The 26,699-nt window shown below is 46.6% G+C and carries 32 protein-coding genes; 28 read left to right on the plus strand and 4 right to left on the minus strand.

From position 1 onward, the window contains the following. Window positions 1–273: 273 nt before the first annotated feature. Window positions 274–768: a hypothetical protein gene (locus DYE26_RS11555; RefSeq protein WP_036624157.1), complete on the plus strand. Its 495-nt coding sequence runs from the start codon at window positions 274–276 to the stop codon at window positions 766–768. A gap of 156 nt (window positions 769–924) precedes the next feature. Beyond that, complete coding sequence (locus tag DYE26_RS11560) at window positions 925–1,452, plus strand: DUF4367 domain-containing protein (protein ID WP_036624158.1); 528 nt, start codon at window positions 925–927, stop codon at window positions 1,450–1,452. A gap of 253 nt (window positions 1,453–1,705) precedes the next feature. Here DYE26_RS11560 and gapS4b read toward each other — a convergent pair whose 3' ends face one another. Genes gapS4b through DYE26_RS11575 form a run of 3 tightly spaced genes read right to left on the minus strand, consistent with a single transcriptional unit; the run spans window position 1,706 to window position 4,846 of the window. Continuing rightward, window positions 1,706–2,851: a GapS4b family protein gene (gapS4b, locus tag DYE26_RS11565; protein ID WP_036624159.1), complete on the minus strand. Its 1,146-nt coding sequence runs from the start codon at window positions 2,849–2,851 to the stop codon at window positions 1,706–1,708. A gap of 1 nt (window position 2,852) precedes the next feature. Continuing rightward, on the minus strand, window positions 2,853–3,776 hold the full coding sequence (gene gapS4a / locus DYE26_RS11570) for a GapS4a family protein (protein ID WP_036624160.1): 924 nt from the start codon (window positions 3,774–3,776) through the stop codon (window positions 2,853–2,855). A 17-nt stretch (window positions 3,777–3,793) separates the two neighbouring features. Then, entirely contained in the window at window positions 3,794–4,846 is a 1,053-nt protein-coding gene (locus tag DYE26_RS11575; protein WP_036624161.1) for a nucleoid-associated protein, read from the minus strand. A 259-nt stretch (window positions 4,847–5,105) separates the two neighbouring features. On the opposite strand from DYE26_RS11575, the gene DYE26_RS11580 reads away from it, so the two are divergent. The 11 genes from DYE26_RS11580 to DYE26_RS11630 all read left to right on the plus strand — a co-directional run bounded on the left by DYE26_RS11580 (window position 5,106) and on the right by DYE26_RS11630 (window position 13,763). After that, on the plus strand, window positions 5,106–6,083 hold the full coding sequence (locus tag DYE26_RS11580; protein ID WP_036624162.1) for a DUF3991 and TOPRIM domain-containing protein: 978 nt from the start codon (window positions 5,106–5,108) through the stop codon (window positions 6,081–6,083). Between the two features lie 371 nt (window positions 6,084–6,454). Further along, a complete protein-coding gene (locus tag DYE26_RS11585; RefSeq protein ID WP_051985565.1) occupies window positions 6,455–6,934 on the plus strand; it encodes a hypothetical protein in 480 nt (159 codons plus the stop codon). After that, window positions 6,912–8,150 carry a MobP3 family relaxase gene (gene mobP3, locus DYE26_RS11590; RefSeq protein WP_036624164.1) on the plus strand — a complete coding sequence of 413 codons (1,239 nt, stop codon included), beginning with the start codon at window positions 6,912–6,914 and terminating at the stop codon, window positions 8,148–8,150. The genes DYE26_RS11585 and mobP3 overlap by 23 nt, the downstream gene beginning before the upstream one ends. 273 nt (window positions 8,151–8,423) lie before the next feature. After that, the gene (locus DYE26_RS11595) at window positions 8,424–9,128 is read left to right on the plus strand and encodes a hypothetical protein (protein ID WP_036624165.1); all 705 of its coding nucleotides are present in this window, start codon (window positions 8,424–8,426) and stop codon (window positions 9,126–9,128) included. A 13-nt stretch (window positions 9,129–9,141) separates the two neighbouring features. After that, window positions 9,142–9,993 carry a hypothetical protein gene (locus DYE26_RS11600; RefSeq protein WP_036624166.1) on the plus strand — a complete coding sequence of 284 codons (852 nt, stop codon included), beginning with the start codon at window positions 9,142–9,144 and terminating at the stop codon, window positions 9,991–9,993. After that, entirely contained in the window at window positions 9,990–10,493 is a 504-nt protein-coding gene (locus DYE26_RS11605; protein ID WP_063836316.1) for a hypothetical protein, read from the plus strand. Before DYE26_RS11600 ends, DYE26_RS11605 begins: the two co-directional genes overlap by 4 nt. Beyond that, window positions 10,453–12,042, plus strand: a complete 1,590-nt coding sequence (locus DYE26_RS11610) for a VirD4-like conjugal transfer protein, CD1115 family (RefSeq protein WP_218032578.1) — start codon at window positions 10,453–10,455, stop codon at window positions 12,040–12,042. The genes DYE26_RS11605 and DYE26_RS11610 overlap by 41 nt, the downstream gene beginning before the upstream one ends. A 65-nt stretch (window positions 12,043–12,107) precedes the next feature. Beyond that, window positions 12,108–12,380, plus strand: coding sequence for an Mbov_0395 family pilin-like conjugal transfer protein (locus DYE26_RS11615; protein ID WP_218032579.1), 273 nt, complete (start codon window positions 12,108–12,110; stop codon window positions 12,378–12,380). Between the two features lie 62 nt (window positions 12,381–12,442). Next, window positions 12,443–12,682, plus strand: coding sequence for a DUF6133 family protein (locus DYE26_RS11620; RefSeq protein WP_051985567.1), 240 nt, complete (start codon window positions 12,443–12,445; stop codon window positions 12,680–12,682). A gap of 30 nt (window positions 12,683–12,712) precedes the next feature. Continuing rightward, window positions 12,713–13,549 (plus strand): conjugal transfer protein TrbL family protein, encoded by an 837-nt coding sequence (locus tag DYE26_RS11625; RefSeq protein WP_036624168.1) that lies wholly within the window; start codon window positions 12,713–12,715, stop codon window positions 13,547–13,549. Between the two features lie 4 nt (window positions 13,550–13,553). Next, window positions 13,554–13,763, plus strand: coding sequence for a hypothetical protein (locus DYE26_RS11630; protein ID WP_036624169.1), 210 nt, complete (start codon window positions 13,554–13,556; stop codon window positions 13,761–13,763). A gap of 33 nt (window positions 13,764–13,796) precedes the next feature. Here the strand turns inward: DYE26_RS11630 and DYE26_RS11635 are convergent, their stop codons facing one another. Beyond that, window positions 13,797–15,062 (minus strand): HipA domain-containing protein, encoded by a 1,266-nt coding sequence (locus DYE26_RS11635; protein WP_036624170.1) that lies wholly within the window; start codon window positions 15,060–15,062, stop codon window positions 13,797–13,799. Window positions 15,063–15,248: 186 nt separating this feature from the next. On the opposite strand from DYE26_RS11635, the gene DYE26_RS11640 reads away from it, so the two are divergent. The 15 genes from DYE26_RS11640 to DYE26_RS11710 all read left to right on the plus strand — a co-directional run bounded on the left by DYE26_RS11640 (window position 15,249) and on the right by DYE26_RS11710 (window position 26,699). Beyond that, window positions 15,249–15,584 (plus strand): hypothetical protein, encoded by a 336-nt coding sequence (locus DYE26_RS11640; RefSeq protein ID WP_036624171.1) that lies wholly within the window; start codon window positions 15,249–15,251, stop codon window positions 15,582–15,584. After that, window positions 15,581–16,018, plus strand: a complete 438-nt coding sequence (locus DYE26_RS11645; protein WP_036624172.1) for a prepilin peptidase — start codon at window positions 15,581–15,583, stop codon at window positions 16,016–16,018. The genes DYE26_RS11640 and DYE26_RS11645 overlap by 4 nt, the downstream gene beginning before the upstream one ends. A 24-nt stretch (window positions 16,019–16,042) precedes the next feature. Continuing rightward, window positions 16,043–16,795, plus strand: coding sequence for a Flp pilus assembly protein CpaB (gene cpaB / locus DYE26_RS11650; RefSeq protein WP_036624173.1), 753 nt, complete (start codon window positions 16,043–16,045; stop codon window positions 16,793–16,795). Beyond that, window positions 16,788–17,633, plus strand: a complete 846-nt coding sequence (locus DYE26_RS11655; RefSeq protein WP_051985568.1) for a hypothetical protein — start codon at window positions 16,788–16,790, stop codon at window positions 17,631–17,633. Before cpaB ends, DYE26_RS11655 begins: the two co-directional genes overlap by 8 nt. After that, on the plus strand, window positions 17,630–18,973 hold the full coding sequence (locus tag DYE26_RS11660) for a CpaF/VirB11 family protein (protein ID WP_036624174.1): 1,344 nt from the start codon (window positions 17,630–17,632) through the stop codon (window positions 18,971–18,973). The genes DYE26_RS11655 and DYE26_RS11660 overlap by 4 nt, the downstream gene beginning before the upstream one ends. Continuing rightward, window positions 18,970–19,908, plus strand: a complete 939-nt coding sequence (locus DYE26_RS11665) for a type II secretion system F family protein (RefSeq protein ID WP_036624175.1) — start codon at window positions 18,970–18,972, stop codon at window positions 19,906–19,908. The genes DYE26_RS11660 and DYE26_RS11665 overlap by 4 nt, the downstream gene beginning before the upstream one ends. 11 nt (window positions 19,909–19,919) lie before the next feature. Continuing rightward, window positions 19,920–20,141 carry a hypothetical protein gene (locus tag DYE26_RS11670; RefSeq protein ID WP_036624176.1) on the plus strand — a complete coding sequence of 74 codons (222 nt, stop codon included), beginning with the start codon at window positions 19,920–19,922 and terminating at the stop codon, window positions 20,139–20,141. 15 nt (window positions 20,142–20,156) lie between these two features. Next, the gene (locus DYE26_RS11675) at window positions 20,157–20,909 is read left to right on the plus strand and encodes a JAB domain-containing protein (protein ID WP_051985569.1); all 753 of its coding nucleotides are present in this window, start codon (window positions 20,157–20,159) and stop codon (window positions 20,907–20,909) included. A gap of 18 nt (window positions 20,910–20,927) precedes the next feature. After that, window positions 20,928–21,800: a hypothetical protein gene (locus DYE26_RS11680; protein ID WP_036624177.1), complete on the plus strand. Its 873-nt coding sequence runs from the start codon at window positions 20,928–20,930 to the stop codon at window positions 21,798–21,800. A gap of 22 nt (window positions 21,801–21,822) precedes the next feature. After that, complete coding sequence (locus DYE26_RS11685) at window positions 21,823–22,218, plus strand: DUF4320 family protein (RefSeq protein WP_036624178.1); 396 nt, start codon at window positions 21,823–21,825, stop codon at window positions 22,216–22,218. Then, the gene (locus tag DYE26_RS11690) at window positions 22,215–22,751 is read left to right on the plus strand and encodes a hypothetical protein (RefSeq protein ID WP_036624179.1); all 537 of its coding nucleotides are present in this window, start codon (window positions 22,215–22,217) and stop codon (window positions 22,749–22,751) included. Before DYE26_RS11685 ends, DYE26_RS11690 begins: the two co-directional genes overlap by 4 nt. 108 nt (window positions 22,752–22,859) lie before the next feature. Next, window positions 22,860–23,435, plus strand: a complete 576-nt coding sequence (locus DYE26_RS11695; protein WP_051985570.1) for a DUF6550 family protein — start codon at window positions 22,860–22,862, stop codon at window positions 23,433–23,435. A 72-nt stretch (window positions 23,436–23,507) separates the two neighbouring features. Next, entirely contained in the window at window positions 23,508–25,169 is a 1,662-nt protein-coding gene (locus DYE26_RS11700) for a DUF8193 domain-containing protein (RefSeq protein WP_240534157.1), read from the plus strand. A 21-nt stretch (window positions 25,170–25,190) separates the two neighbouring features. Continuing rightward, a complete protein-coding gene (locus tag DYE26_RS11705; protein WP_036624180.1) occupies window positions 25,191–25,871 on the plus strand; it encodes a hypothetical protein in 681 nt (226 codons plus the stop codon). A 3-nt stretch (window positions 25,872–25,874) separates the two neighbouring features. After that, entirely contained in the window at window positions 25,875–26,699 is an 825-nt protein-coding gene (locus DYE26_RS11710) for a C39 family peptidase (protein ID WP_036624181.1), read from the plus strand.

The following is a 26,699-nucleotide window of genomic DNA, read 5'->3' on the forward strand; positions in this document are numbered from 1 at the left end:
TGTATCTTTAAGACAAACGTTATTATAGAGCTATCTACTAAAGGGAAAAAAGACAAATTTTTATCGAAGAACGAAAATTGATAAATTATTTGGCATTCGACACAAAGCGATTTTTTATTCTCTAGTAAAAATGGAAATATATTGATATAATTCTATCAGGTGATGCATCACAAAAAAACCAATTTCTCTGATCAAGAAATTGGCAATTGTTTTTATTGTCTGCTTCATATATATTTCAATTTTCTAAACTTTAGAATAAGGAGTTGAAGAAAAATGAAATTTTCCAAAAAAATCGTTCTGTCCTCTTTATTTTCCCTTGTACTCATTTTAAGTTTAGGAGGTTCTATTTACGCCGATTCGACAGCCAATGAAACTACTTCAATCATCCCAGTAACACCATCGCAAGAAGGAGTTTCAGTCCAGGCTTATAGTGAGTATGGTCCTTTCTACGTTCGCTCCGAGAATGTGGGGGAATATGGAGGCTTTACTGTGGTGTTGAACAGCGGTGTAACCTCATTCTACCTTTCTGACTATAAAGTTTATGGAGTACACGCTGGTGAAAAAGCTCATATCATGTGGACTTTCACTGATTTCAATACTGGTAAAGTTCTGCTCAATAAGAGCATTGGTGATACAACAACTCCGACGGACTTTTTAGTTTCGGGATTACCTAGCGGCGCGACTATTAATGTAAGTTGGCAAAACATGGATAACACTGATGTTGTTGGCGGAACTTATGTGCTTGTTGACGGATATGCATACGATTGAATTTTTAAATCACCATCAGTAAAAATATAAACAATCATGAAAAACCTTTCCCTTCTCTAAAAGAGGTCGAAAGGTTTTTCATCGTTTTTGAATAAGATTTTTGTTAGTGGATATAATATTTTTATCAAAAAAAAACAGTTTAAAGGAGCGAGGGATATGTTGCAGTCGTTTTTTTTGACAATAACGTTGCTGCTTTCAAACATAATTGGAACTTCGGTACAGGATAGCACAGCAATTAAAAAGCTTGAACAAAGGACGGACTTTAAAATATATGTACCAACAGTATTTGAATCGGCTACAAATTACGAAATAAAAGTACCTGATAGTATCGCTGCCAAAGCAAATTATATTCTGATTAATTATTTTGACGACAATGATGCATATTTATTTGGAGTGAGACAATTAAAAAATAATTCTATTGTCGAAAAAGAAATAGTTAATTTGGATATAAACAAAGGAACCCAACACTCAAAGAAAATTACTCAGAAGATTGAATTAAAGCCCCAAGGTGAGCAAGTATTCCTTAATGGGCAGAAAGGGTGGTATATACCCTATGTAGGAAAACAACCTACTGGTGGAGTCCTGAAATGGATTGAGGGAAATACTTATATGGAATTAGATACTTCTAAATTGCCTAAAGCCTCGTTAATAAAAATTGCTGAATCAATGGTAGCAGTCGAATGATCTCAATCCATACCTGAAGAAAGGCTACTTGCTTAAAGAAGATCAGATGGGATGCAGATGTTGTCTCCCTTTCCTAGCGGCAATTTATCTGCTGGAGAACAACACCCCTTACGAAACTAAGAGCAGAACAACTTGATAAAGAACCTTTTATGATTTAATGAAGTCGAAGCTATGATGAACACAGTCAGCAGAAAATAATTGACTTAAATAAAAACAAAAAGCCGCAGATAGCGGCTTGAATAAAACAAATTGCTTATTGAGTTACCTTCTCACCCTTAGTTACTTTATAGGCAATAGTTTTAAATTCGTCAAATTTGGCGTAAAGAAAACCTTGTACTTTGTTTTTGGCCTTGGTTTTTGATTCAAAATTAAAGTTCAGTAACTTATATATAAACTCAGTATTAGGTTGTGGTATATTTCCTCTAGCTGGAAAGCCAAACTCAAAAGTACAACTTCCTGTTGAGTAAAGACTTTTAAAATCATAGTTTGCTCTAACGGAAGATAAGATTAAAGAATTATGGTACTTAGGATCTCTTAACAACTCTGTTTCATGAATAGCCCTTCCCTTAAATTTCATATTATCGATTTTTCGTTCCATCCATTTAATACCTTCTGGAAGCGGCTTTTCTGCATCAACAGAAATCTCAACATTAGTTATCTGAAGAAATTCAAATGTATCTGATTTATCAAGCGATGTGTTTAGTAAATTTAAGAAAAATCTAACACGAGCAGCATTATCAAAATCATTAAAGGTAACTTTTTGTGTTTCTTTGTTAGAAATACAATTTTTTCTTAAAAGAATATCCCTTAAATATCTAGTACATTTTTCATTTACTTCATGTGTTTCTTCTGCTGTATGTTCCATAGCGATATTTAATAATTTCTTATCATCGGATAATTTTAGTTCGATATATCCTTTATGCAGACTATGTTGTGTGTACATGTCCTTTGAACGGTCCGTTCTCTCAATTTCAAAATCGCAAGAAAGATGATTCGGATCTCCATTTACAGGTCTCAATGGACTCTGACTTATTATTTCATAACTACTTGAGTGTTGAGGTATTAAGTCTTTTAAAGGAATATTTATACCTTTTAATGCTTCAAATAAGGGTTTGTCAGAAAGCCACTCTAAATCTCTATTTCTTCTCTTTATTTGTGATTCTTTATCTTTTTGTTTCTCGAGAAGCACTTCGAACTCTAGTGGGCTTAGTAATGACATTGTAATCAAAGGAACTGTCTCATTCCGATCATTGGAACTAGTAAAAATTCCTTTTGAAGAAAGAAAACTTTTTAAATCATTATCCGATAATACTCTAGATGAAGAAACTAAAGGTCTTAAATTGTCTCCAAAGGGAAGAATAGTTTCTACATTCAGCTTTGGCAAATTATTGTCCAGCATTTTATTCCTCTCCCAATATTGAAATAGTATCCTTAAACGATCGAACTTCAACTGTTTCAATAAAATTACCTTCAAATAAACGCTTAGTTGTTTGCACGATATTTCTATGCTCAATTTCTAAATAATCGTAATATAGAATAACAGTTTGTTTTGCCCAGCTATTCGTTAATCTTTGCGTAAATCCCATAATTCTTTTTAAAGAATTTTCATTAAAGTTTTCATTGACAAACATCAATAGTGTTGGTCCTGATTCACTTGGATCAACACGCAAAGGCAAGACATTCGAATTAATTAGTTGTACAGGAAGTTTCTTACCATAATTAGTCGACACAAATGGATCAACATCATTGTATCCTGTTGGATGATAAAAAAAGTTATAGTCACCATATTTACTTATGGCATAATTAATCGATCTGTAAAGAAAATTTGCTTTATTGTTATCTACCAAGTAAATGGGACCATATTCGGCTTTTTTGTCTGTATTTCTAAATGCCTTTATTTCCTTAATAATATCTCTTTCTATGTCTTCTTTACTTGATAACCAAAAAATTATTCCACTGGTTTTCCGTTCTTGAATTCTTCTGCCGACTCGAGTTTCACTATATTTTTGGTCATAAGGAAAGCAATCCATCGCTTCTGCTAACTCATAGAGATATTTTTTAAATACTGATGTTGGATAATCCGGGTACTTTTCTTTATTATGTTTACAAGAAATCAATACGTCATCTTGCAAGTGATTAATTAAAGGACTTTCAAATGAAAAAATATAATCGAGACCATGCTCCTTATTTTTTCTATCGTGTTCTTCATTGAAACATTCTATTGTTGGATTGTAATCAGCACTTCCCCAACCGATTAGTTTCAGTAAATTTAGGACAATCTTCTCTCCAAACTCACCAGAACTTTTTGAATTCTCTCCTGACATAAATATCGCTCCTTACTTTACTTTTCGCTACGAAAATAAACCTTATAGAAAGACATGTTTTTTTCTTCGTCAAAGCCCTTCTCTAGATATTTATCATTTACTACTTTTATTTCAAACCCAGTGTCTAACTTGATTTTGCTTTTAAATCGTTCTTTCAATTTCATAACAGTTGTAGGTGATATATTAAATGTTTCAATAGGAATTATGTGATTTTTTTCCTCATACCTTGCTTTATATTCAAGGAACTCATCTTTTAACTCTTCGTTATCAAAAACATCTTCTAGAAAATCGTTCAAAGAACATGTGCTGTTTTGTTCAAAGTAGTTATATGTAGAATTTTTAAACTTGAATGTATCATTGATGGTCGTATTATTCAGTTGATCAACATTAATATTCGACGAAAAGGAATTGCAGATTTTAAGGAATGCATCTGTGGTGTAATTATCATCCATAACCTCTTTTAAATTTAAGAAGCTATTTTTCCAATATTGTGCTTCATTATTTTGTGACTTAGCAGAAGCATCAATAATCAATACTTTAAATCCATTCTGCATTTCATCATTAATTACTAAACAACCTTTGTCTAGCTTATCAATATTAATTCCTCTATCATAATTGATGTTGAAGTTGTCATTGGCTTGATTTACCTTCAAATATGTATCTCTGTTCTCGGTCTTAAAAAGTCCTATTACATCAATTCTTTTATTGGTTAAAGAATGATTTTTAAAATACGCCACATAAAACTCGCCTGACTTAATATTCGGATGGTTTGATTTTTCATATAAGTGTTTTAAAATCCTAACCGATTCATCATAAAAGCTTCCTTTTCCAGTAAAGATATTCTTCACGTAGAAGTAGACTTCGTTTAAATCAAGCTGACCTTCATGTGTAAAATTGAAAAATTTCTCCGCTTTAAATGGTCTCAGGAAAAATTTCAAGAGTATTTCCTTCATACTTGAGTCATTTAAGTCATGCAGCCTCTGAGATATCTCGATTCCTTCATCTCGCATCTTGTTCCCAATTTTATGTACGACTAATTGCTCTATATCCAATTCATCAAATTCAACCATTAAGATTCACCTTCTCTTACTTAAAAATATTTTTATACACTTTACCCCTAAAATTTGATAGTTCAAAATACCGTCCCCAATAGACCTATAAGAACCTCATCGTTAGAACCTGTACTAATTTAAAAAGAGGCTAAAGAATCTTTTTTCATAAATGTAAGTATTATTTTCGACATTTTCCTATGAATTCCTTTTTTCTTTGATGATTTACAATCATCATTTTGAAAATTTTTCTCAATCATCTAATTTTGGAGGAAAAGTCATGAATAAGCCTCCCTTTACAAAATCCCAAATCACCCAAGCGAATAACATCAACCTAATCCAATTCGCCAAATTACATGGTTACATCCTCGAAAATGGCGGCCGCCGCGCGCTTCATGCGAAGCAAAGTGGCGGTCTTTACTTTTTCCGGGATAGCAACAAATACTACCATTTCTCAACCGATTCTCGTGGCGGACCCATCGACTTTGTAATGCAATTTATGCGGATGGATTTTAAAGAGGCCGTTGCGTATTTGCTTGGAACTGACTTACCGCAGCATCAATCCGCACCTATCCTTCCCAAACCTTCCGGCAAGCTGCAGCTCCCGGACAAAGCGCCCAATTATAGGCGTATTTCCTGGTATCTTATCCATGTTCGGGGCATTGAACCAGAAATCGTCTTCCGTTTGATGCGTGAAAAGAAGCTATACCAGCAGGATATGACCGGAAATTGTGTCTTTGTCGGGTACGATCAGGACGGTTCGGCCAAATACTGTTCCCTTCGCGGGACATGGGCGAATCGACCTTTCAAACAGGATCGACCGTTTTCGGATAAAAGTTATCCTTTCCATATTGCCGGAACCAGTCGGAAGGTCTATGTTTGCGAAAGCCCGATCGACGCGATGAGCCATGCCACCTTGTTGAAATTGGACGGTCAGGACTGGAAAGTCGACCATCGAATTTCGCTGGGTTGTTTGTCAGATCAGGCGCTGGAACGCTTCTTGCGGCATCACGACATCAAGAAGATCATTTTTTGCTTGGACAACGATGTTAACGCCACCTTTCAGGACAGCAGCCCGGCTCCCAATTGGGGACAAGAGGCTGCCTTTAAATTTGCCGCTAAGTACGCCTGCCTAGGATATGCAACCTCCGTCGAAACACCTGTAAGCAAAGATGTGAATGAAGATTTGTGTACCCGACGGTATATAATAGAGGAAGAACGAAAACGGAGTGTTCAAGAAGACATGCTTGGACGATAAGAACTAAGCACATCGAAGAGATCCTGCTTCAACACGCGCAGGAAACGGATATTTTATCACTGGTAGACGAATAAGAATTTGAGCATACTGCGATCTGCCACATTCCAAATGAGGGATGTGGCTTTTTGCTGTTCTATCCTTAATAAGGAGCGATGAAATCATGTCCCCCTCCCTTTTTTCTCATCGGATCAAAGAACTGCCGTCCTCCGCCCCGAGAGGCCCGCCTCTTGGGGTGGAGGTTAAAGGCAGGAATAGCAAAATGTCATTTTGCGTGAAACACCGCGTGGAAGCAGAGCTTCCACCGACATTTTTACCGGTTTTGCCCCGATGATCGAATGTCACACGGAATTCACAAAAGGAAGGTGGTGCCATTGGCCAATACCGAGAAAACAGTCCAGATCACCGTCAAGCTTCCCAAAAAGCAATATGAAGCGCTGAAGAAATACGCAGCCTCCAAACATCTTAGCATGGCAGATATTGTACGGGCTTTCGTACAAAAGGGAATGTCCATCGAAGCCTACACCCAGGAGATCGACTTCATCACCGGCATCATTCGGCAAGAGATCTCGATTGCCATTAACGGCCTTAGCAACCGTCTGGCCGGACTTGCCAGCAAAGACCTCATTATGTCCGCCGCGGCGTACTATTCCACCATAGCGATCATTGCCGATCTCATTGATACGAACCGCTATACCACCTTTCGGGAAATCGAGCGGAAAGCACGGCAGCTTGCGGTCGAATATACCAAGATGAAGCTGACCGATGCGGAAAAGCTGTTCCTCTCTGGCGACTCATTCGAGCGTAATTTGGAACGGTTACGCGGAGGTGATGGCGATATCGCTGATCTATAAACAACGTTTTTTTCATCCCAATCACCCGAAAACCGCAGTCAGCAACTATGTGCATATCGGTTATATTGCCACCCGCCCCGGTGCGGTTCGGCATGAAAACATGAGCCACGGATTGTTTGGCAAACTTAAGCCCGGCAGTCTGCAAACATTTGATTCCTGGCAGGAAGTCGCACGAATTGCCCGGCAAATTTCGCGGGAAGGCAAAAATATGTACCGCAGTGTCATTTCATTTCGAACCGAGACCGCGCTTGAACTCGGTTTAACGGATTTCACCGATTGGCAACAGTATATCGAACAGCATATCTCCACCCTTGCCGCTCATAATCGGATCAAGATTGAAAACTTGTGCTGGGCCGCTGCCTTCCATAATGAACGCAATCACCCTCATCTCCATATTGTGTTTTGGGACAAGTCGCAAACTATCATAAAGAACTTCACTCATCCCGAAATTCCGAACCGTATTCGCAAACAGCTCATCAAAGACACCTTCGCGTACAAAATCAGGGAATTTTGCGTGCAACGAGACCAATTCAAAACTGGTATCACCGAAGTGACGGACAGCATCATTGAAGAATTTGAAGCCTATATGAAGCGACTAAATCCAAGAGCTTTTCGAGCGTTACAACATCGATTTGAACAAGATGATGAGGATTCCCTGCTCCGCTACCCCAAGCATCACCTGATCGAACCCGATTCGGTCAAGCAATGGGCCAAAAAATTATTCGAGCTGCGCAGGAACATGCCGAAAAGCGGCAGACTTGTCTACAAGCTATTGCCCCCGGAAACCAAGCTACGAGTGGATGCAATGGTTCATGACATGCTGAATGACAATCGGTATTTGGCACAAATGGTAGAGAACTATGTGCAAGCCAAACTGAAGTTGGCTATGCTCTACGACAGCCATCCGGACCGGCTGGAAAAACTCCGTACGGGTTATCGAAACGAAGCGGAAAAACGTATTGCGAACCGTATTCTTCTAACCGTCCGGACGATGATTCAGTTGGAGAAGGAAGCCAAGTCGAGCATTCGAGAAGCCGATCGGCAATATGCGCTGGCCGAGCAGATGCTACTGGAACTGCTTACTGCGGCGGAAGGTTGGATGATGCGGGCAGAACTAGACTATGACGACAAAGCCAAAGTCATGGGCGGAGACTTCTCCAAGCTCGCCAAAAAGGAATGGCTGCTCCGGCACAAGGATCGCGGTATGGAATGGTAATCATAGGTAAACCTATAAAAAACCGAAAGGATGAAACGACATGCTTTTTACAGATGGACATCTGCAATCCCTGGAACAGTTAATGAAACAGCCTCCGCGCCGAAAATCCGTCCAATCGGACAAGTCCAAGCAAACGAATATGGCCGCTGCGCCTTCCGCTTCTCGGCCTGAGCAAAAGAACGACCGTGAAACCAAATGATCGATTGAATCCCCACGCTATATCCTCTTTCATCTAAAAACAAGCCGTCATATCCGAAAGGAACGAAGCGTTCAATGAAAAGCAAAAGTGAATTTTACAAGGCGTTCTTCACAGCCCTGACGGAACTGGGCATCGAAGTCAAACGCTCAACTTCGGCGGATTATTTGGCAGACCTTTATTTGAAGGACCAACTCGTCGCCTTCTATACCCGTACGGATTCGATCGAGCGCAATCCGTTTGTGACCGTCCCGGATCGGCTGATGTCACAAATACAGGACTTCGCCCGGAAGACGGCGCTGCAGCTTGGGATATGCACCGAAAAACCATATTCCGAGAATACGCCCAAAATTGCAAATGCTGTCTACAAACTCTGCGAATACGACAATGTCGTCCTGGCGTGCAAGCACCATCCGTTGTTTGAATACGTCTTTTCCACGTACCGCTTGTCTCCGGACAACGGCGCGCCGGTACAGCGGCAATACTTCTACAACAAGGAAGAAGCGCTGGAAAACTTCGCGTGCCGCAGCGGATTAGTGAATGAAAAGAAGCTGTTCTTCGAGAACGAACTTATCCTCATTCACGACGAAATGGTTAAATTCCTCATCAGCCCAAACGACAAAACGATCGACCAATTCGAACAGGCACAAATCCTGATAGAGAAACTGGAAGATGTGCTGCCCGAGCTAAAAGATCGGGACATTCAACTAAATTACGATCAGCAATTTGCCCACGATTATGACGGCAACCCTGAAGCACTGGAATTTGCCGAAGACCGCTGAAAGGAGGACTCCCATGCCCAGACCGGAAAGCTCCATCTGGGGCAACATTTTGACCTGCGCGGAGATTGCCCTGCATGTGTATGAAATAATAGCCGAACGGGGCAGCGGAATCGTCATCGACGCCGACCACGCCAAAGAACTGTTAGGCGAAGAAGCGCTCAACATCGGTGAACAACACGGTGACCATGTATACTTTGACGATGCCAAAAGTGTAGTTCCTGCCTACGAATTACTCCAAAATAATGCGATTACGGATCCTGAGTTCAAAGAGCGCTGCGGCAGTCCGGAGCAGCTTGCCAAGGAAGGCAAGTTTTTCGCTCCAGAATATTTCGGCTCACTACAGGCTCCGGAAAATACACCTTGGGGAACGGTGACAAATAGCCAACCTCTCCATAATGGACTGTATTTTTTGGAGAGCGACGGAAAATGGCAGCTTGCCGTGCACCAGACCGTCGCTAACCATTGCTTATCGGACTTTGCACAAGAGCACGCTGCAAATCACGGTGAATATTTGCATTATCCACTGGACCGTTGTGCGGTTCCTGTTTATGAGTTATCTGCCTCTCATCCCGCCGTCATGGCCCAGGTGGTCGATGAAGACAGTTTGCTGCATACGCTCTGCGTGGATGAGCCGCTGTATGTAGCAATGCATAACCAACACACCGAAGAATGGGGGCATATCCACGACCGCCCTGCACCCAAAACTATGTTTTTGCAACTTCAATTGGATCAGGTTGCGGAGCAAGCTCATAAACAGGAATACCGTACACCCCATGCTGCAAACAATCCCACCCTCATAACGTTATGTACCAATGAACTGGAGCCCGACGACTTTTTTGAACCGACCGAGGAACTGGAACTGTGAAAACGAAACAAAGATGGGCTATTTCTTTGCTTCTGTTCGGGATTGGAGGTATTCTAAATCTCTTTATCAGCACCGCCCTTCATCGTCTGTTGTCCGGCTATACGTCCCGACTTGCGTGGCCCCCTATCGAATCGTGCTTGTCTAGTCTGATATCAAATCGACAGCATGTTCTGCTGTTCGTCTGTTTGCAAGGCTTCCTTTTGCTGCTTGCCATTCTGTTTTTCACAGCAAACAGCCGTCCCTATCAAAGCAAGCTGCAACGGGTGGCCCCTGGAATTGAAACCCCGATTCCAACCGGTCAGCATCAACACGGATCGGCTCGCTGGTTAAAGGAAGAGGAATGGTCTCGAGCTTTTGACCATTATTCGCTTGATCTTAGCCATCCGCTGATCCGTCATTTGATCGATACCGGTTATGACGACTTAAACTTTCTAAAACCGCCGAAACAGGAGGAATGGCATGATGAAGCTGTTTCATCCGCAAACGATCCCCAAACCTGATTCACCCGCCAAGGAATATCCGCTCAACCTCAATTCCAGTGGTATCGTGCTGGGAATGAGTCAGGAACGCGGACGTGAGAAGCTTTACTTTGTCGGCGATGATGTGCACACGCTGTGCATTGGAGCAACCCGCAGCGGGAAATCCCGTTCGGTTGTTCTGCAATCCATCGGTTTGCTGGCCCTCGCAGGCGAATCGATGGTGATTTCTGATCCGAAAGCGGAATTGCTTCACTATAGTGGCCCCATGCTGGAGAAACTGGGCTACGAAGTGCTGGAACTCGACTTTCGCCACCCTGAAAAAAGTCACCACTACAATTTGCTTCAGCCGATTATCGATGCCGCTCTTGCTGGCGATCAGGAACAGGCCGAAATGCTCGCTTGGGATATGACAAATGTCTTGGTCGGCAAAGCCCAAGGAGAGAAGATCTGGACCAACGGCGAAATGTCGGTTATAGCTGCTTCCATTCTCAGTGTCGTATGGGATAATATCAAATGGCCCGAATACCAGAACTTGACCAATTCGTATTGGTTTCTGGCCGAGATGAACAAGCAAATCGGTAACAAAACGCCGATGCAAGAGTACGTCAAACGATTGCCGCAGCATCATCCGGCCCGAGCGCTGCTTAGTATCTCCGATATCGCACCTTCCCGTACCAAAGGCAGCTTCTATACGTCGGCATTAACGACGCTGCGGCTGTTCACCTCCAAATCCATATACGCGATTACCCATAAAAGCGACTTTTCTTTAGCCCAGCTCGGCGAAAAGAAACAAGCGCTTTTTATTGTTTTACCGGATGAAAAGACCACGTTCTACCCTGTTGCATCCCTGATGGTCTCGCAGCTTTATGAACTGCTAACAGCCGAGGCTGACAAGCGCGGCGGACGACTGAAACGGCGCGTTAACTTCCTGCTGGACGAGTTTGGCAACTTTACGCCGATCGCCGACTTCACGAACAAGCTGACGGTCGGCGGCGGACGCGGGATGCGTTTCAACCTGTTTCTGCAAAGCTTCGAGCAACTCAAAGAAAAGTATGATGCCCATGCCGCCAGCACAATCAAGTCTAACTGCCAGACGTGGATATATATGCAGGCTGACGACCTCGAAACCTTGCGAGAAATTAGCGAAAAGTTAGGAACATACACCACTTCCAGCTATTCGCTCTCTTCGTCGCACGGCAAATACTCGACACCGAGCACTTCGCATTCGCTCAATTTATTGGAACGCAAGCTGCTCACCGTGGACGAAGTGCGCCGCATCTCGCGTCCCTATCAAATCGTCCTATCCCGCAGTCATCCGGCCATGATGTATGCTCCCGATCTCGGTAAATGGGCATTCAACCGCATGATGGGGCTCGGGGACAAGGAGCATAACCGCAGAGTTCGGGAGGAACGGGAAGCACGGCGGCCGATTCGGACCAACACGCGAGAGGAGGTGAAACTATGGAACATATGGGTGTACTACCACAAGGACATCACCCGGCAACTAGCGGAACAGCAGCGTGCGGCGGCAGCGCAAAATGGTTTTCCCCCTTTTTCGTTCGACGATTGAAGAAAGGAGGGCAAGCGGTAATTCGGTACACGGTATCTGCAGCTTTGACAGGACTCCTTTTCTTTATGTCCGATTCCTCCACCTTTGCCTCCGATATCAAAGATAGCAAGCTGGCTACCGGCACGGAAAAATTGATTAACGATGTGACCACATGGCTGATGATTTTGTCTCCTGTCGTGTCCGGCGTACTCATCATTTACTTTTTTATTCGCCGGTCCGCAGCAGACGAAATGGATCAGAAAAAATGGAACAATCGAATCATTGCCGCTGTCGTCTCCTGCATTGGCGCGGTGCTCGGCTCGGCTACATTGAACATCATCGTTGGCTATTATAAGTAAGGCAAGCCTGCTCGATTACGGCAGGCTTTTCAATTTTCATACCATTTAGGAGGTTACCCAATATGAAGCAATGGCTGAAAGCTGCGAAAAAGAAAATCGCCCACTCGGTTACTCGGACCAAGCAAGCGCTCGGCAACCGGCGTGCCGAGGGGTTTGTTGATACGGCGGTCAAAATCTTGATGGGCGTTGTCATCGGGGCGCTGGTGCTGGCGGGGCTGTACCTTTTGTTTGAAGACACGATTCTGCCTACGTTATCGGAGCGAATTAAAGCTATGTTCGATTACGGGGGATCCTTACGGTGATCGAAGCAACCTCGTGAAAAGGAGAAGGCGATGGAGAAAATCCTGCTACTGCTCATCGTCGCGATTTTGAACGGTGCCCTAATTTACATGGACACACTGTTAAAAGACATTATGCCGATTTCCTTATACGCGGAACAGTTCATGTCGCTATCAACCGGCGTGGACCTCGCCGAAAGCTTGTACGACATTTTGTTTTCGTTTGGCATCGCTCTAATGATTCTCAAGTTTTTAAAGAAAGGATTTGAAATCTATGTACTGTGGACGGACGGCGACCCTGACGAAGAACCGCTATTTTTGCTAACCAACTTTTTCCGGGCGATGGCGGTTGCCGTTTGTTTTCCCACCATCTACTCTTGGCTTGCTCAAATTGTGGAAGAACTGACCGATTTGCTGCTTAACGCGATTGGGCAATCGACCAGTTATGACTGGCAAGTCTGGGTAGAGGCCATCAGTTCGGCGGGGCTTGTAACCGCGATTTTTGGGCTCATTTTTGTCATCTGCTTTTTCATTCTCTATTTTCAATTCCTGATGCGGGGACTGGAAATGTTCATCTTGCGTGTCGGGATTCCGCTTGCTTGCGCCGGACTGCTAGACAATGACCGAGGCGTCTTTCGCGCTTACGCCCAAAAATTCATGCAGTCCATGTTGGCGGTCGTTATTCAGATCGCCTTGGCCAAGCTAGGCGTCGGGCTGATGCTGCAAAACCACGTATTCTGGGGCATGGCCTGTATGGTGCTGGCTATTCGCACGCCGCGCTTCCTTTCGGATTTCTTGATTACAACAGGCGGTGGAGGCGGCATTGTGAACAATGTATACCACAGCGTCAGACTGGTTGGCATGGCTCGCAAGATGATGAAAGCCGGGTGATCCTATGGTCACCTTGGAAGAATTGGCGCAAGCGCTCATTGTCCTGATTCGCCTGGGTTGCTCGGCCCGCTTTATTTACTGCATGGTACGATTAGCCGGAGCCGATGAAGAGGCTGCTCGCTATAAAAAACGCGCCCGTAACGTGGCGCTGTTTTATGTGCTTGCAGAAAGCATTTGGCAAATCAAGGAGTTGATTCTCTATTATTACCGGTAAAGGGAAAAGGGCGATGACGCAGGCTCTTTCTCATCATTGTTCAGGTTCCCAATCGTCATCGGATAGCTCGCCGCTATAAGCTGTATTCTCCAGGACATCAGCGCTTCGATCATCCACCCAATAGCGGGGCGTGCGGGAATGCACAATTTCGGCAAGCATGTCTACCCGCTTTTGCAAGGCGGAGCAAAGAGCATCGCATCGTGCATCGTCAATAAACAGCGAACCCTTCAGGATTTCCCTAAACTCTTCATCCAGCCCACGAAGTAGGGACAAATCCAGCCAGTCAAAGGATGTAACCAGTTTGATTTGCTCGTTATGATCATTTTTGAAGGGCTTGCAGGTCAGTTTAACCGTTGGCGAAATGAGCGCCTGCGGCTTGGTAAACCACAGAGAAGACCCGCTGTCGTAAATCGGAGCGGCCCCGATCCATTCCAGCGTTTCCGCATTCCGAATGACGCCGAAGTTATTTTGGTGCCTGTCCTCATTGGCAATAAGATAATCCACGACAATCATCCGATCTAACGCATCGACGATGCCGGGAATGCCTAATGCCTCGCAGCAATTCACGTAATGTTGATAAACCGAAATGTGATTCGGTTTTTGCCGGGTCTGCATCACATACCAGGCCGTCACCAGTTCCGTCTGCGGCGTGATGAAATTGTCACAGACGCTAAATGGATAATTGTCCTGTACAAGCAGCGAATAAGTAACATGGGGAATACCGAGCCGCTGCATTAATCGGCTGGCCAGCACTTCATTATAAGGTTCCTGTTGAATGGCACCGCTTCCGCCCTTGATGAGACAACGTTTCCCATCCAAGATCGTCCATTTCTTTTTTAACCAGCCATCCGAAGTGTTATCCGGCGACATCAAGCTTAAACTTTCATCCTGTATGCCTCTGCCGAGCAACACATTCCCGACATCTTCAGAAAAAGCGTTGTCGAAAAAATTGACTCGCGACCAATCGACATCTGAATCTGAGGGGCAAATCCAATATTGGTCGGACAAACTGAGGCCCAAACTTTTATCCAGCAGCTTTTGGGTCGTGGCCAGCTTCAACTCGATCAGAGCTTCCTTAATGCCGTCCCGGCTGGCAGGAATGGCGCGGCCCCGCCACCATTCATTGAGTGCTGAACGATCAATGCGTCCTTTTTTGACCGGTATTCCAATGGGAACGTGGCGTTCGTCATACACATCGCCGATAGCGGAAATGGCGCCGGTCGCTTCGTCAAGCTCGATCTCCGCAACCGGAACGTTTTTGTGTTTTAACAAATATTTTTTGTTCCATGCATCCGCCATTGTCACCACTCCTCTTCCCCTCATCTTGTACGAACCTGCTATGCATTATTAATCAATTCATGTACAAGCAGTTGCACGATTACTTCTATCATAGCTCAAATTCCTTTTTTTTGCTTCATTTTTGTCGACTTTCCTTTGCTTAATAAAACCAGTCTCATGCGTCATAAAAAGGAGGTTCCGTATTCCATGGAACAGGATCAATCCTTGTATATTCCTCTCGGAGTGAAACCGGAAGCGGAATGGTTTCCTGGCTTCGGTCAACGTCAGCTTGGTCAAACGGTCATTGGATCGCTCGCTGCCGCGCTCACCGCCATCGTGTTATGGATCGTTTGGGGCGGTGTGCCGATGGCCGTGGTCGTCTTTCTGATCGGAGTGTCCACTTCGGTGATGATGACGACGAAAGACCGGCACAATCTGTCTGTGCTTGATCAGATCACATTTATGATTCACTTTATCAAAAGTCAGAAAACGTATCCTTATCGCCGCTTGGACGAATGGCCGCTGACGGAGTGCAAATCATGATGCTTACACTTCTGATTGCCAAAGGTTTGTTGTTCGGTACCCTGCTTCTAGCGGCCAGCTACCATGACATCCGAACCCGTGAAATCCCCAATAGGTTGCCGCTCGCGATCTTCGGCACTGGCATGCTGCAAGTTTCCCTGATCTCAGCCGTTTCCGGGCTTGTTGTCGCCGGCCTTCCCTTTTTGCTTGCGGCTATCATTACCAACGGGAAGATCGGCGGCGGCGATATCAAGCTTATGGCGGCTTCCGGCTTTGTGCTGGGACCTATCGGCGCCTTAATGCAAAGCATCTTAGGTTTGTCGCTTGCACTCTTCTTTGCCGCCGGACTTGCTATTCGCGGCGGCAAAGCAAAAGCCGCAAAAACTCCCTTGCCGCTGGCCCCTTTTCTTTCGGCCGGCGGTTTTGCGGCGTTTTGGCTACTCCATTTTTGTTGAGAAACGAGGAGGATTCGACGGTCAATGAATTGGTTCAAAAATCGCTCCATCCTTGGAGCATGCTGCATTATCCTCTCCCTGATTCTTTGCCTCGGCATTGCCCCGCTGCTTAATCGAAGTGCCAGCAAAACGGTTGCTATTGTGCGGGTTATCGAAGACGTAGACAAAGGAATACCAATCAAATCCGAACAGTTGGAAACCGTTGAAGTGGGGGCTTTCCATCTGCCTCAAGAGGTACTGAAATCCGTCGACGATGTGGTCGGAAAGTATGCTGCGACGGACCTCAAAAAGGGGGACTACTTGCTGCCGTCCAAGCTATCGGCTGTTCCGCTTGATGCTTACCTGACTCGGCTGGATGGACAAAAACAAGCTTTGTCTGTCACGATCAAAAGTCTTGCGGCAGGGCTGTCGGGCAAGCTGCAGCCCGGCGACATTATCAGTTTGATAGCCGCCGACTACGGCGAGCTCCGCACGACAACCCTGCCCCCGGAACTGAAATATGTGGAGGTGTTGTCGGTAACGACCAGCAGCGGTCTCGACGCGCAGACCGGAAACAGCGGGGAAACTCCCGAGGATGACAGGGAACTGCCTTCCACAATTACTCTTCACGTGCTACCGGAGCAAGCGGTGCTTCTGACCGACATCGAAACCAAAGGCAAACTGCATGCAGCACTCGTTTATCGCGGAGATGCAAAAACCTCACAGATGTTCATCGACAAACAGGATGAATATTTTACGTCCAAACAAGCAAACACGGAGGACCTTGCCCATGAGTAACAAACTCATCGCCATCTGGGGCAGTCCATCCAGCGGAAAAACGATTACTACGCTCAAACTGGCCCAAACACTTGGCGCTAAAAATAAAAATGTACTCACGATCTTTAGCGATCCGCTTTGCCCCTCCATTCCGTTTTTGGTTCCGCAAATCGTGAACAAACAACATTCTCTCGGAGAACTGCTCAGCTTACCAGCGCTTGCCCAGGATGATCTGCTTCGTTTTTCGTTCTCGATCAAAAGCTCGCCTAGGCTGGGCCTTCTCGGCTACAGCAAGGGAGATCATGCCTTTTCGTATGCCAACTACGATCGGGAGCGGGCCGTGGACTTTCTGACCTTGGCGAGGCATATCGCCGATGTCGTTCTGGTGGATTGCACCAGCTACGTATCCTCAAGTTTGCTTTCCACCGTGGCGCTAGAATTGGCCGATACCGTATTCCGCTTCCATACTTGTGACTTGAAAAGCATGATGTTCCACGCTTCCAGTTTGCCTCTGTTGTCCGATGCCCGCTTTCAGCACGCCTCCTCGGTTTCGGTTCTATCCAACGTTCGGCCCGGACAGGACAGCCGTGCGTACAGTCAAGTTGTCGGCGGTATTCGGATTGAGCTTCCGCATCTCCACGCCTTGGAGCAGCAAGCACTCGAAGCCCGTTTGCTGGAAGCACTGCCGGCCAGCAAGGAAACGGCTGCCTACCAACAAGGCATTGCTCAAATGATGCAGCTCATTGTACCCGAAGAACTTTCACCAATTCGGCCCAAAGCGTCCCCCGCACTGAATGGCGCGGCTATTGTTCAGGGTTTCAAGAAACTGCTTTTGAGACGGCGAGGTGAAAGAAAGTGAATCAAGCCGCCCTTTACTTTTCCAGCCAATCCAAACCGTTTGACGACGTATTGAAAGAAGTGCAAGTCTATCTTTCGGGTAAATATGCGACGTTGCTCAGCCGTCATCCGGCTGAACAAAAGCAGCAGCTAATCGCCTATATCAACCAGTACCTAATCGACCATCGCCTGCATGTACCGGGATTTTCTTTTGATGAATTGGCCGATCGATTGTACGCGGAGATGGTAGAGTATTCTTTCTTGACCCGGTATCTGTTTTCACGGGAAGTCGAGGAAATCAATATCAACAGCTATAACGACGTGAAAATCAGCTACACGGATGGCCGTATATTACCTGCCGACGAGCAATTTTCTTCCCCGGAACATGCGCTCAACGTCATCCGGCGTTTGCTGCATCAGTCCGACATGATTCTCGACTACTCGCAACCTATCGTTCGCGGACACCTGGCCAACAATATCCGCATTACCGTGTTCGGTGCGCCGGTTACGGACAAAGACAAAGGCATTTCCGCTTCCATTCGGATTGTCAATCCGCAGAAGCTTGTGCGGGAGGATTTTATCCGCGGCGGCACGGCAACCGGCGATATGCTGGATTTCTTGAGTCTTTGCTTGCGATACGGCTTATCCATCTGTGTCACCGGAGCGACCGGCAGCGGTAAAACGACACTGATGAGCTGGCTGCTATCCACGATTCCATATGACAAGCGTATCTTTACAATCGAAAATGGCACCCGGGAGTTTGACCTCGTTATTACCGACGATGATGGGAGCGTATTGAACAATGTGGTGCATACGGTCACCCGTTCCAGCGAAGACCCTCGTCAAAATATCGATCAGGAGAAGCTGCTGGAATATGCCTTGACCGCCAACCCCGACGTCATTTGCGTCGGGGAAATGAAATCCGCCGAAGCTTTCGCCGCCCAGGAAGCTGCACGAACCGGCCATACGGTGATAACCACAACTCACGCCAATTCTTGCCTGGCCACGTATTATCGGATGGTAACGCTTTGTACGCAAAAATACGAAATGAACGACAAAACGCTGTATAACCTGGTGACCGAAGCATTTCCGATTGTCCTATTCGTAAAAAAGCTGGAAGATAACGTCCGCCGCATTATGGAAATCACCGAATGCCGTATTTTGCCGGATGGAACCCGGGAAATCGTACCGTTATATCGCTACGCTGTCCGCTCCACCAAGCAAAACGCCGGACAAATTCGCATTGAAGGAGATTTTGAAAAGGTAAACGATATCTCATCCGGACTGCAAAAGCGCTTAGTGGAAAACGGCTTGCCGCTATCCGTTCTTGAGCAATTGGTAGAAAGAGGTGAAGAGCTTTGACGTTCTTGCTGCTGCTCTCCTTTATCGGGTTGTCCGCTGGCATCCTGCTTCTGCTCCGCTTGTCCCCCCGGCTGTTATTTCAGGAGCTTGCCGACCGAATGCAGCACCGGCAAACCCGCAAACTGCCAATCGGCCGACAAATCCGCATGGTGCAAAAGCCGAAAAAGCTGAAAGGTTGGCAGGCTACCATTGCCGAGGCTAGAGCCATCTTGCAGCAAACCGGCCACGGGGAGCGGATCGGATGGCTGTTCGTCCTCTCACTTTCGCTCGCTGTCGGCGGCGCAATGTTGGCGCTGCTGCTCAGCAATGTCTGGCTGCTGCCTGTACTCACAGGCGGCTTTGCTATGTTGCCGTTCTGGATCGTATTGTTTGCTGCCACATTCTATAAAAAGCGGCTTCACGCCGAACTCGAAACGGCGTTATCCGTCGTAACGACTTCTTATCTGCGGAGCGAGAACATTATATCTGCCGTAGAAGAAAATCTGCCTTACTTGCATCCGCCTGTTTCCGATGTGTTTCAAGCATTTCTGGCGGAATCCAAACTGATCCATACCAATCTTCGTTTAGCGCTCACGCAACTGCGCGGGCGAATTGACAATGGCGTGTTCCAGGAGTGGTGTGATGCACTTATGGCGTGCCAAGAGGACCGGACATTAAAAACAACGCTGATGCCGATCGTGACCAAGCTGTCGGATATGCGCGTCGTATCCGCTGAATTGGACGTGGCGCTGTACGAACCGCTTAAAGAGTTTCTGACTATGGCGCTATTGCTTATCGGCAATATTCCGCTGCTTTATTTCCTGAACCGGGACTGGTACAGCGCGTTAATGCACACGCCCCCCGGTCAAATTGTGCTGGCGCTATGCGTCTTTACTCTACTGATCTCGTTGGCTGCGGCTATCCGACTGACGCGCCCGTTAGAGTACAAACGATAGGGAGGAAGACCATGAACGACAATGAAATTGCCGTTATACTGGGCACATTGATTGATGCTGATGCCAAGGAATTCGATAGTCTAGAAAAGCTCATTCGGCTGTACGGGCTGGACGATTTTTTTCGGCAACTCCAAGAATGGTCGTCTTTCTCCGCCGCGAGTATAGAGAAGCTGCAGGCGGTGCAAGTCATGATCCGTCACTTTTCCGGACCAAATGTCCCGTCCGCACACTGAAAGGAGGACACAGGTATGGACGACCTCGCCTCCATGGGGAAATATGCTCGAGAATTTATTCAATCTGTTCATAAACTAACCCAAATCCCGCTTCGCAAACTGGAACGATACGGTTCTTCAAACAATCTGATGAACGTGCTGGAGCGCCCCTTCGCCTTGGAACCTACCGCTTTGCAGTTAAAAAAACTCGATCAGCTCAATGCCTTTCTTCGGGCCTATCGAATCCTGAAATGGGAAGAGGAACACGCCAAGCAAGTCATACGTTCCCCGCATGACGCGGGAAGTTACTTTAACGCGCTGCTGGAAGGTGTCCGGGATCGGGAGCGATTTATGGTTGCCTTTTTGGACAACGGCAATCACATCATTGAAACGCGCACGCTTGCCGAGGGCGGCATCGACCAGGCTCCTATTTATCCGCGTTATATTTTGAAAGCAGCGCTCAACTGCGACTGTGCTTCGATGATTTTGGCTCACAATCATCCCGGCGGCACGATGAGGCCCACTGCCGAAGATATCCTGCTAACGAAACGCTTGGTCGACATTTTTGAACCATTAAACATCGATATTCTTGACCATATCATTATCGGGAATACCGGTTACGTTTCTCTAGCCGAACTGGGAAAATTGCCAAAAATCGCTGAGAGAGTTGCAAATTATGAAGCCATTACCACGAATGTCATGGAACAGGTAGAATGGCCTTCCTACAATGATTCTTTGAAACCCTGGTTCGCCAATCAAGCCCCTCTTGAAGAGGACTGGGAACGGTAAAGGAGGTGTTACCCGAATATGACCGGTCTTCTCTTTGGCTTTGGAATGTGTTTTGCAGCCGGAGCTTATTTACTGTTGGCCGACCTTTTTCATATCTCAACCCGGGCCAATACGAAAGCTATTTTACAGGCAGCCAAGTTAGGAAAAACCAATACGTCAGGCTTGGAGGTGTTGCACTTTCGTCTTTCGGCATGGCTGGCCGAACGTTTGCCGCTGACAGATTACTACAGGCGCAAAATGGAAGCAACGCTTCGTTCCGCAGGCATTCGTCTCACTCCTGAAGTGTTTGTCGCGCAAGCAGTAATCAAGGCAGGACTCATTTTTTGCGCCGGTATCGCATTGCTCCCATTACTCCCGCTCCTCTCACCGCTATTGATCTTTCTGGCAATCACCCTTTTTTTTAAAGACATTCGCTCCGCAGATGAAGCGGTAAGAAAAAAAAGGGAACAAATCGAGACGGAACTGCCGCGTTTTGTCGCAACCATTTCCCAGGAACTGAAAGCTTCACGGGATGTCTTACGCATACTGGAAGCCTACGCCAGCAATGCCGGGGAAAGCTTGAACCATGAATTGCAAATGACGATTGCGGATATGAAAAGCGGCAATTTAGAAACTGCGCTGATACGGCTGGAAACCCGAATCGGCAGCACGATGCTGTCCGACGTGGTACGTGGCCTGCTTGCCGTCCTGCGCGGCGACCAAGGCGTCGTCTATTTCGAAATGCTGGCGCATGATTTCAAGCTGTTGGAAATTCAGCGGTTGAAACGCATCGCGATGAAGCGCCCCGGTAAAATCCGAAAATATTCGTTCCTGATGCTGGCTTGTTTCATGCTAACATACATGGTCATTATCGGCATGGAAATATTCAGAGCGCTCGGCAAGCTGTTTTAGTAGTTCAGAAAGGAGGCTTTCTATGAAGCGAGTGATCGCCTCCCGCCGTGGAGAAGGGTATGTCGATGTGGTTGTTATCGTACTCGTTGCGCTGCTGTGTATCGCCCTTGCGATCAAAGTGTTCCCGGTATTTATAACACAACAGCAGCTTAACACGTTCGCCGATGAACTGACGCGCGAAGCAGAAACTGCTGGCAGAATCGGACCGGAAACGTCGCAGCGGATAAAAGAACTGCAAGAACAAACCGGGGTAGATCCTGCCATCGAATGGAGCAAAACCGGAAGGATTCAAATTAACGAGGAAGTGACGGTCATCCTTCGAACGAACGTTAACATTGGGTTGTTTGGGAATTTCGGTTCGTTCCCCATCGAACTGTCGGCCACCGCAACCGGAAAGTCCGAGGTATACTGGAAATGAACCTTCTTTGGAACAACCGATCCGGCAGCGGATACCCGTTTGCGGTGACCGTCGTATTATTCATCATGCTTCTCTCCTGCGGTATTTTTGAATATTTTCGGTTAACTATCATCGCCGCACAGGTACGAGGCACCACTCAAAGCGCCATTATTGCTGTCGCGACGGAAAACTACAGCCATATTTACAGTAGTTTGCGTCAAAGTTACTCCGGTGCTTTTAGCCGGTCCGGGAACGAGTGGCGGGAACTATGGTCGGCCGGCGATATTAATGGCCGAATTCGTCGTGATCTGGGGCTTATGCAAGAAGGGACTGCGTACGTTCGTAAGTCCTCAGATCGAATCGAATACAGCATTTCCGGACTTGATGTAAAGATTCTCAATTCACCTTTTGCCCCGGCATCGCCAGGCTCGGCCCGCCAATTCACCGCCGAGGCGAAGATACATTTGACGGTTCCGCTCTCTTTTGGTTGGGGCCATTTGCCCCCCATGCAAGCCGACTTGAATGTGCAAGCCGTATATAGACCGCGATTTTAACGACAAATCATACCACGGTTCGAGTTGGAATTTACAGATTTATACAGTATAATAAAAGTGAAATCATTCCTTTTCTTGATCTTCTAACGTAAAAGGAGATGAATCCGTATGAAGCGAAAAGTTTGGCTAGTGACAGGCGGGATCGTAGTTCTTGGGGCCATCGGAATTTGGGCCATGGGCCTCTCATCGGATAAACCAGTTCAAACTGAACCCGTAACAAATGCAACTCCTTCCCCTTCTGTTCCCACTCCCATTGTTATACCGGAAGATTCAACATCGAATTCTCCCGAAACTGAGCAACCAAGTTCTTTACCTAAAGTGTCAGACGTAAAACCCGAACAGGAACCAACAATTACTGAATCACCTATCCTGCAGCCGGAAAAGGGCCCTCAGCACATTGAAGTTCCGATTACCGAACCAGAGTCTACGCCAAAACCGACAAAACCACCAAAATCCAAGCCACAAACAACAGACAAGCCGCAATCCCCGGTCTCTCCTTCGAAAAATGATGATCAGGAAACGAAGCCGAGCAAACCGAAGGAAGAGCCTAAGGTAGGCGAGCAAAATAGCAGCGGAAAGGTGTATTTCCCCGGATTTGGATGGGTTGAAAAAGGAGAGCCTAATCAGGGTAGTAAGAGCGAATCGGACGGGGATTGGGATAAGCAAGTGGGGACCATGGACTAGTCGAAATCTATAATAATACTTCAGGGAGTACAGGTAAAAACCTGTGCTCCTTTGATTTTTGGAGGCGACTGTGTGTTGAAGCGGACACTCATCCTTCTCATCATTTCTGTAATCACCCTTTCCTTTAGTGCAACTTGGGTTTTTGCTGACGGTGACGGAAATATCGATAACGGCGGGGGTGGAATGGGTTCAGGAACATCTCAAAATAAATGGACTCCTGGTTATGATGGGGTACGAATCACCGTCATCCGCTCAAGTGATAAAGCCGTAGTCTCTAACCCAATCGACTATACGAACAAGACGTTACCTAATAATTTATTTCACTTCGGGAAGGTCAGTAAGATACAATACCAAAACCACGGCCGATTAACCCCCTACAATGATAGCTACAAGTACAAACAGCCCGCTGTCCCCCTCCCCAAAATCATCAGCTCCGGCGATTCAGTTACCGACATTGAGGTTATCAAAAGGTACTTTTGTTCAGAAGGCGCCGTCAAAATGGTCGCCAATGATACCGGAATCGATTACAACACATTGACGAGCGGAGACTACAAACTCCTTCTGGAGCCGATTGCATATTTCACGTTTCAAGGCGGTTTTATGGGGATGACAGCTCACGAAGCGGCCTTGTACGATCAACTCCTGAATGGCGGTCTGCGCTCCAAAATGGTCAGCCTTACACATCAAAACTTACCTCTGGCGATGTTTTTGGAAACTCCTGACCTGGGATATCCCGCTTGGAACGGATCTACCAGCGGTCGGGTCAGCAATCACCAGATCATCACTTCCCTAGGGCTTGGTATTGTACGGTTTAATGAGGCGCCAGTGACGCCTCCGCCTAGCCAAAAAAACTTCCAGTACAGAACCAACACCGACGTCATTACTTCCGTATGGCTTTCGACCTCAGACCAGATCACACCCGATTCCCCGGCCAGCGTGACGTTCCGCATCTTGGGAAGCAGCTATAAGGTAACCGATATCGTCATTCCGGAAGGAGAAAGTCAGCTTGTTTGGATGAAGTGGCGTACACCTAGCAAACCGCAGGCTCTTTCCATACATGTTAGTTCCTCCACCGGAAATTTGAATGCTACCTCCATTACCGCCTCCATTGTCGATCTCAATCAAAATGTACCGCCCGACCCCAAAGCTACGGATCGAAATGACAGCTTCCGCCAACCCTCCGTCCCCTCCTACACTACGAAGACATCTTCCTCTTGGGGCGTCTGGTCGGCACATTGGCATTCGGATGGGGAAGGTCACGGCTGGTGGGAATTCGATTGGACAGATTATTTCGCCACGCTGTCTGCATCGCAATCCATTCTCCCCGACTCCAAATCCCCCTCAACAACCAATTTCCTCAAATCCGGATACGGTATTGATCTCCGCACGTCCACCATCTTATCTTCGAATGCACCTGGCAGCCATATCACTGGCGCGCAAACTGCCGTATCCTACTTTCCCGAATTTCTATATCAGTCGTATTGGCGGCTGCACGATCTGAAAACGGGCGGATATAACGTCAGCTTCTGGCTGAAGCCCAATGACTTTTCCACTTATGAGAGCCGCGTGCATTTCACCCCTATTTGGTACCCGGACGGATCGTACACTCCAATCACCCGGGTAATGGATGCATGGACGCCCGACGGCATGCTTACGTTACAACTTCAAACCCCGATAACCATTTCCGGCAACCTGTTTTCCGACTGGCATATCGCCCCACAAAAAAACAAATAGCGAAAGGATGGTGCTACGAACATGCTGCTGCCAATCCTCATGCTGCTTCTCTGCCTGTTCGGCGGAGGAGCAGCTTTCTTTTTTCTCCGTCATGGCAAACGCCGCTCCAAAGAAACGGCGGATCTCGCGGTGCAAACGGCTCAGCAATTTGTCAATGTCAGAGATATTCACGGTCATTTTCTCTACACCAAGGACAGCTACCTGCTCTGCTACCTGCGTATTTTCCCGATCAGTCTGGATTTACTAAGCTTGACCGAAAAGCGGCTGCTAATTCGCAAATTAACGGCTGAACTCTCCTCTATCCGGTTTCCCTTCAAGTTTCTAGCAGTCAGCCGGCCGGTTGACATTTCGCCATTGATCAACGATCTGTCCTCCCTGCTTCCCGCTGCCGACGCCACACAAAAGGAGTTGCTGCGCCATGAAGTGCTGGAAATGAACGCTTTAGCGTTATCGGGCGAGGTGGTGGAGCGTCAATTTTATCTGGCAATCTGGCAAAAGCAGGACACAGGCGGCGAACGGGAGCTTTTGGAGAAAGCCAAGCGGCTGGTTCAGCATTTTGAAGACGCCCAAGTACAGGCTCATCTTTTGAAACAACAAGAAATCGTTCGATTATGTAATCTGGTCAACAATCCGTCCTATACGCATCTGGACCTCGACGAACCGGAGAACGCGATTCCGTTTCTGGTACGAAAGGAGGCGTGATGGTTGGACCCGACAACGGCAAAACTGCTGGCACATCTGGCTGTAAAAGTCGCTCAAGATGAACAAGCCCGCAAGCAAATATTGATGTTGATCATCGCTCCAGCCGTGGCTTTCTTGCTGCTTGCTGCCATGGTGCTACAACTGCTGACCTCGCCTCTTGAAACGCTCAAACTTTGGCTGACCGAAGATGAAGCGTTCGTTGTAGATGAAATGCGAACCGATTACGGGTACACGCAGTTGGTTCAAAAAGACGATGACAGCTACAGGGAGAGCTACGGCCAGCAATACGAAGGTGTTGTGTTCAAAGACGGCAGCCGCGAGGTGGTGTACTACAACCAGCTCGATTCGCGTTGGGCGGATAAGCCTTATGGCCCTCGCGATACGATTGGGGTTGCCGGTTGTGGGCCGACATCACTGGCGATAGTCGTGTCCACGCTTACGGATAAAACCGTCGATCCCGTTTCCATGTCCAAATGGGCCTATGATAACGGCTATTTGGCGGAAGGGACCGGCAGTTACCATAGCTTGATTCCCGACGGAGCCAGACATTTCGGTTTAAAAGTAGATGGAGCTACGGCCAAAGAGCAACAAAAAATCATCGACGCCCTGGCTAGCGGCAAATTGGTCATCGCCATCATGGGCAAAGGCCACTTCACTTCCTCCGGCCATTTTATCGTCCTGCGCGGCGTTACGGATGACGGTCAAATCCTGGTTGCGGACCCAGCAAGCAAGAAACGCAGCGAAAAGGCATGGGATTTCTCCATCATTCTAAAGGAAGCCCGGAAGAACGCCGGTGCCGGCGGTCCGTTTTGGATTATCCATAAGTAA

Origin of the sequence: Paenibacillus macerans (genome assembly GCF_900454495.1) — a bacterium.
GTDB lineage: Bacteria > Bacillota > Bacilli > Paenibacillales > Paenibacillaceae > Fontibacillus > Fontibacillus macerans.

Excerpts from the sequence above, each read along its gene's own strand:
- DYE26_RS11555 (WP_036624157.1), top strand. The coding sequence starts at position 274 with ATGAAATTTTCCAAAAAAATCGTTCTGTCCTCTTTATTTTCCCTTGTA.
- DYE26_RS11560 (WP_036624158.1), top strand. The coding sequence starts at position 925 with ATGTTGCAGTCGTTTTTTTTGACAATAACGTTGCTGCTTTCAAACATA.
- gapS4b (WP_036624159.1), bottom strand. The coding sequence starts at position 2,851 with ATGCTGGACAATAATTTGCCAAAGCTGAATGTAGAAACTATTCTTCCC.
- gapS4a (WP_036624160.1), bottom strand. The coding sequence starts at position 3,776 with ATGTCAGGAGAGAATTCAAAAAGTTCTGGTGAGTTTGGAGAGAAGATT.
- DYE26_RS11575 (WP_036624161.1), bottom strand. The coding sequence starts at position 4,846 with ATGGTTGAATTTGATGAATTGGATATAGAGCAATTAGTCGTACATAAA.
- DYE26_RS11580 (WP_036624162.1), top strand. The coding sequence starts at position 5,106 with ATGAATAAGCCTCCCTTTACAAAATCCCAAATCACCCAAGCGAATAAC.
- mobP3 (WP_036624164.1), top strand. The coding sequence starts at position 6,912 with ATGGCGATATCGCTGATCTATAAACAACGTTTTTTTCATCCCAATCAC.
- DYE26_RS11595 (WP_036624165.1), top strand. The coding sequence starts at position 8,424 with ATGAAAAGCAAAAGTGAATTTTACAAGGCGTTCTTCACAGCCCTGACG.
- DYE26_RS11600 (WP_036624166.1), top strand. The coding sequence starts at position 9,142 with ATGCCCAGACCGGAAAGCTCCATCTGGGGCAACATTTTGACCTGCGCG.
- DYE26_RS11610 (WP_218032578.1), top strand. The coding sequence starts at position 10,453 with ATGATGAAGCTGTTTCATCCGCAAACGATCCCCAAACCTGATTCACCC.
- DYE26_RS11615 (WP_218032579.1), top strand. The coding sequence starts at position 12,108 with ATGTCCGATTCCTCCACCTTTGCCTCCGATATCAAAGATAGCAAGCTG.
- DYE26_RS11620 (WP_051985567.1), top strand. The coding sequence starts at position 12,443 with ATGAAGCAATGGCTGAAAGCTGCGAAAAAGAAAATCGCCCACTCGGTT.
- DYE26_RS11625 (WP_036624168.1), top strand. The coding sequence starts at position 12,713 with ATGGAGAAAATCCTGCTACTGCTCATCGTCGCGATTTTGAACGGTGCC.
- DYE26_RS11630 (WP_036624169.1), top strand. The coding sequence starts at position 13,554 with ATGGTCACCTTGGAAGAATTGGCGCAAGCGCTCATTGTCCTGATTCGC.
- DYE26_RS11635 (WP_036624170.1), bottom strand. The coding sequence starts at position 15,062 with ATGGCGGATGCATGGAACAAAAAATATTTGTTAAAACACAAAAACGTT.
- DYE26_RS11640 (WP_036624171.1), top strand. The coding sequence starts at position 15,249 with ATGGAACAGGATCAATCCTTGTATATTCCTCTCGGAGTGAAACCGGAA.
- DYE26_RS11645 (WP_036624172.1), top strand. The coding sequence starts at position 15,581 with ATGATGCTTACACTTCTGATTGCCAAAGGTTTGTTGTTCGGTACCCTG.
- cpaB (WP_036624173.1), top strand. The coding sequence starts at position 16,043 with ATGAATTGGTTCAAAAATCGCTCCATCCTTGGAGCATGCTGCATTATC.
- DYE26_RS11655 (WP_051985568.1), top strand. The coding sequence starts at position 16,788 with ATGAGTAACAAACTCATCGCCATCTGGGGCAGTCCATCCAGCGGAAAA.
- DYE26_RS11670 (WP_036624176.1), top strand. The coding sequence starts at position 19,920 with ATGAACGACAATGAAATTGCCGTTATACTGGGCACATTGATTGATGCT.
- DYE26_RS11675 (WP_051985569.1), top strand. The coding sequence starts at position 20,157 with ATGGACGACCTCGCCTCCATGGGGAAATATGCTCGAGAATTTATTCAA.
- DYE26_RS11680 (WP_036624177.1), top strand. The coding sequence starts at position 20,928 with ATGACCGGTCTTCTCTTTGGCTTTGGAATGTGTTTTGCAGCCGGAGCT.
- DYE26_RS11685 (WP_036624178.1), top strand. The coding sequence starts at position 21,823 with ATGAAGCGAGTGATCGCCTCCCGCCGTGGAGAAGGGTATGTCGATGTG.
- DYE26_RS11690 (WP_036624179.1), top strand. The coding sequence starts at position 22,215 with ATGAACCTTCTTTGGAACAACCGATCCGGCAGCGGATACCCGTTTGCG.
- DYE26_RS11695 (WP_051985570.1), top strand. The coding sequence starts at position 22,860 with ATGAAGCGAAAAGTTTGGCTAGTGACAGGCGGGATCGTAGTTCTTGGG.
- DYE26_RS11705 (WP_036624180.1), top strand. The coding sequence starts at position 25,191 with ATGCTGCTGCCAATCCTCATGCTGCTTCTCTGCCTGTTCGGCGGAGGA.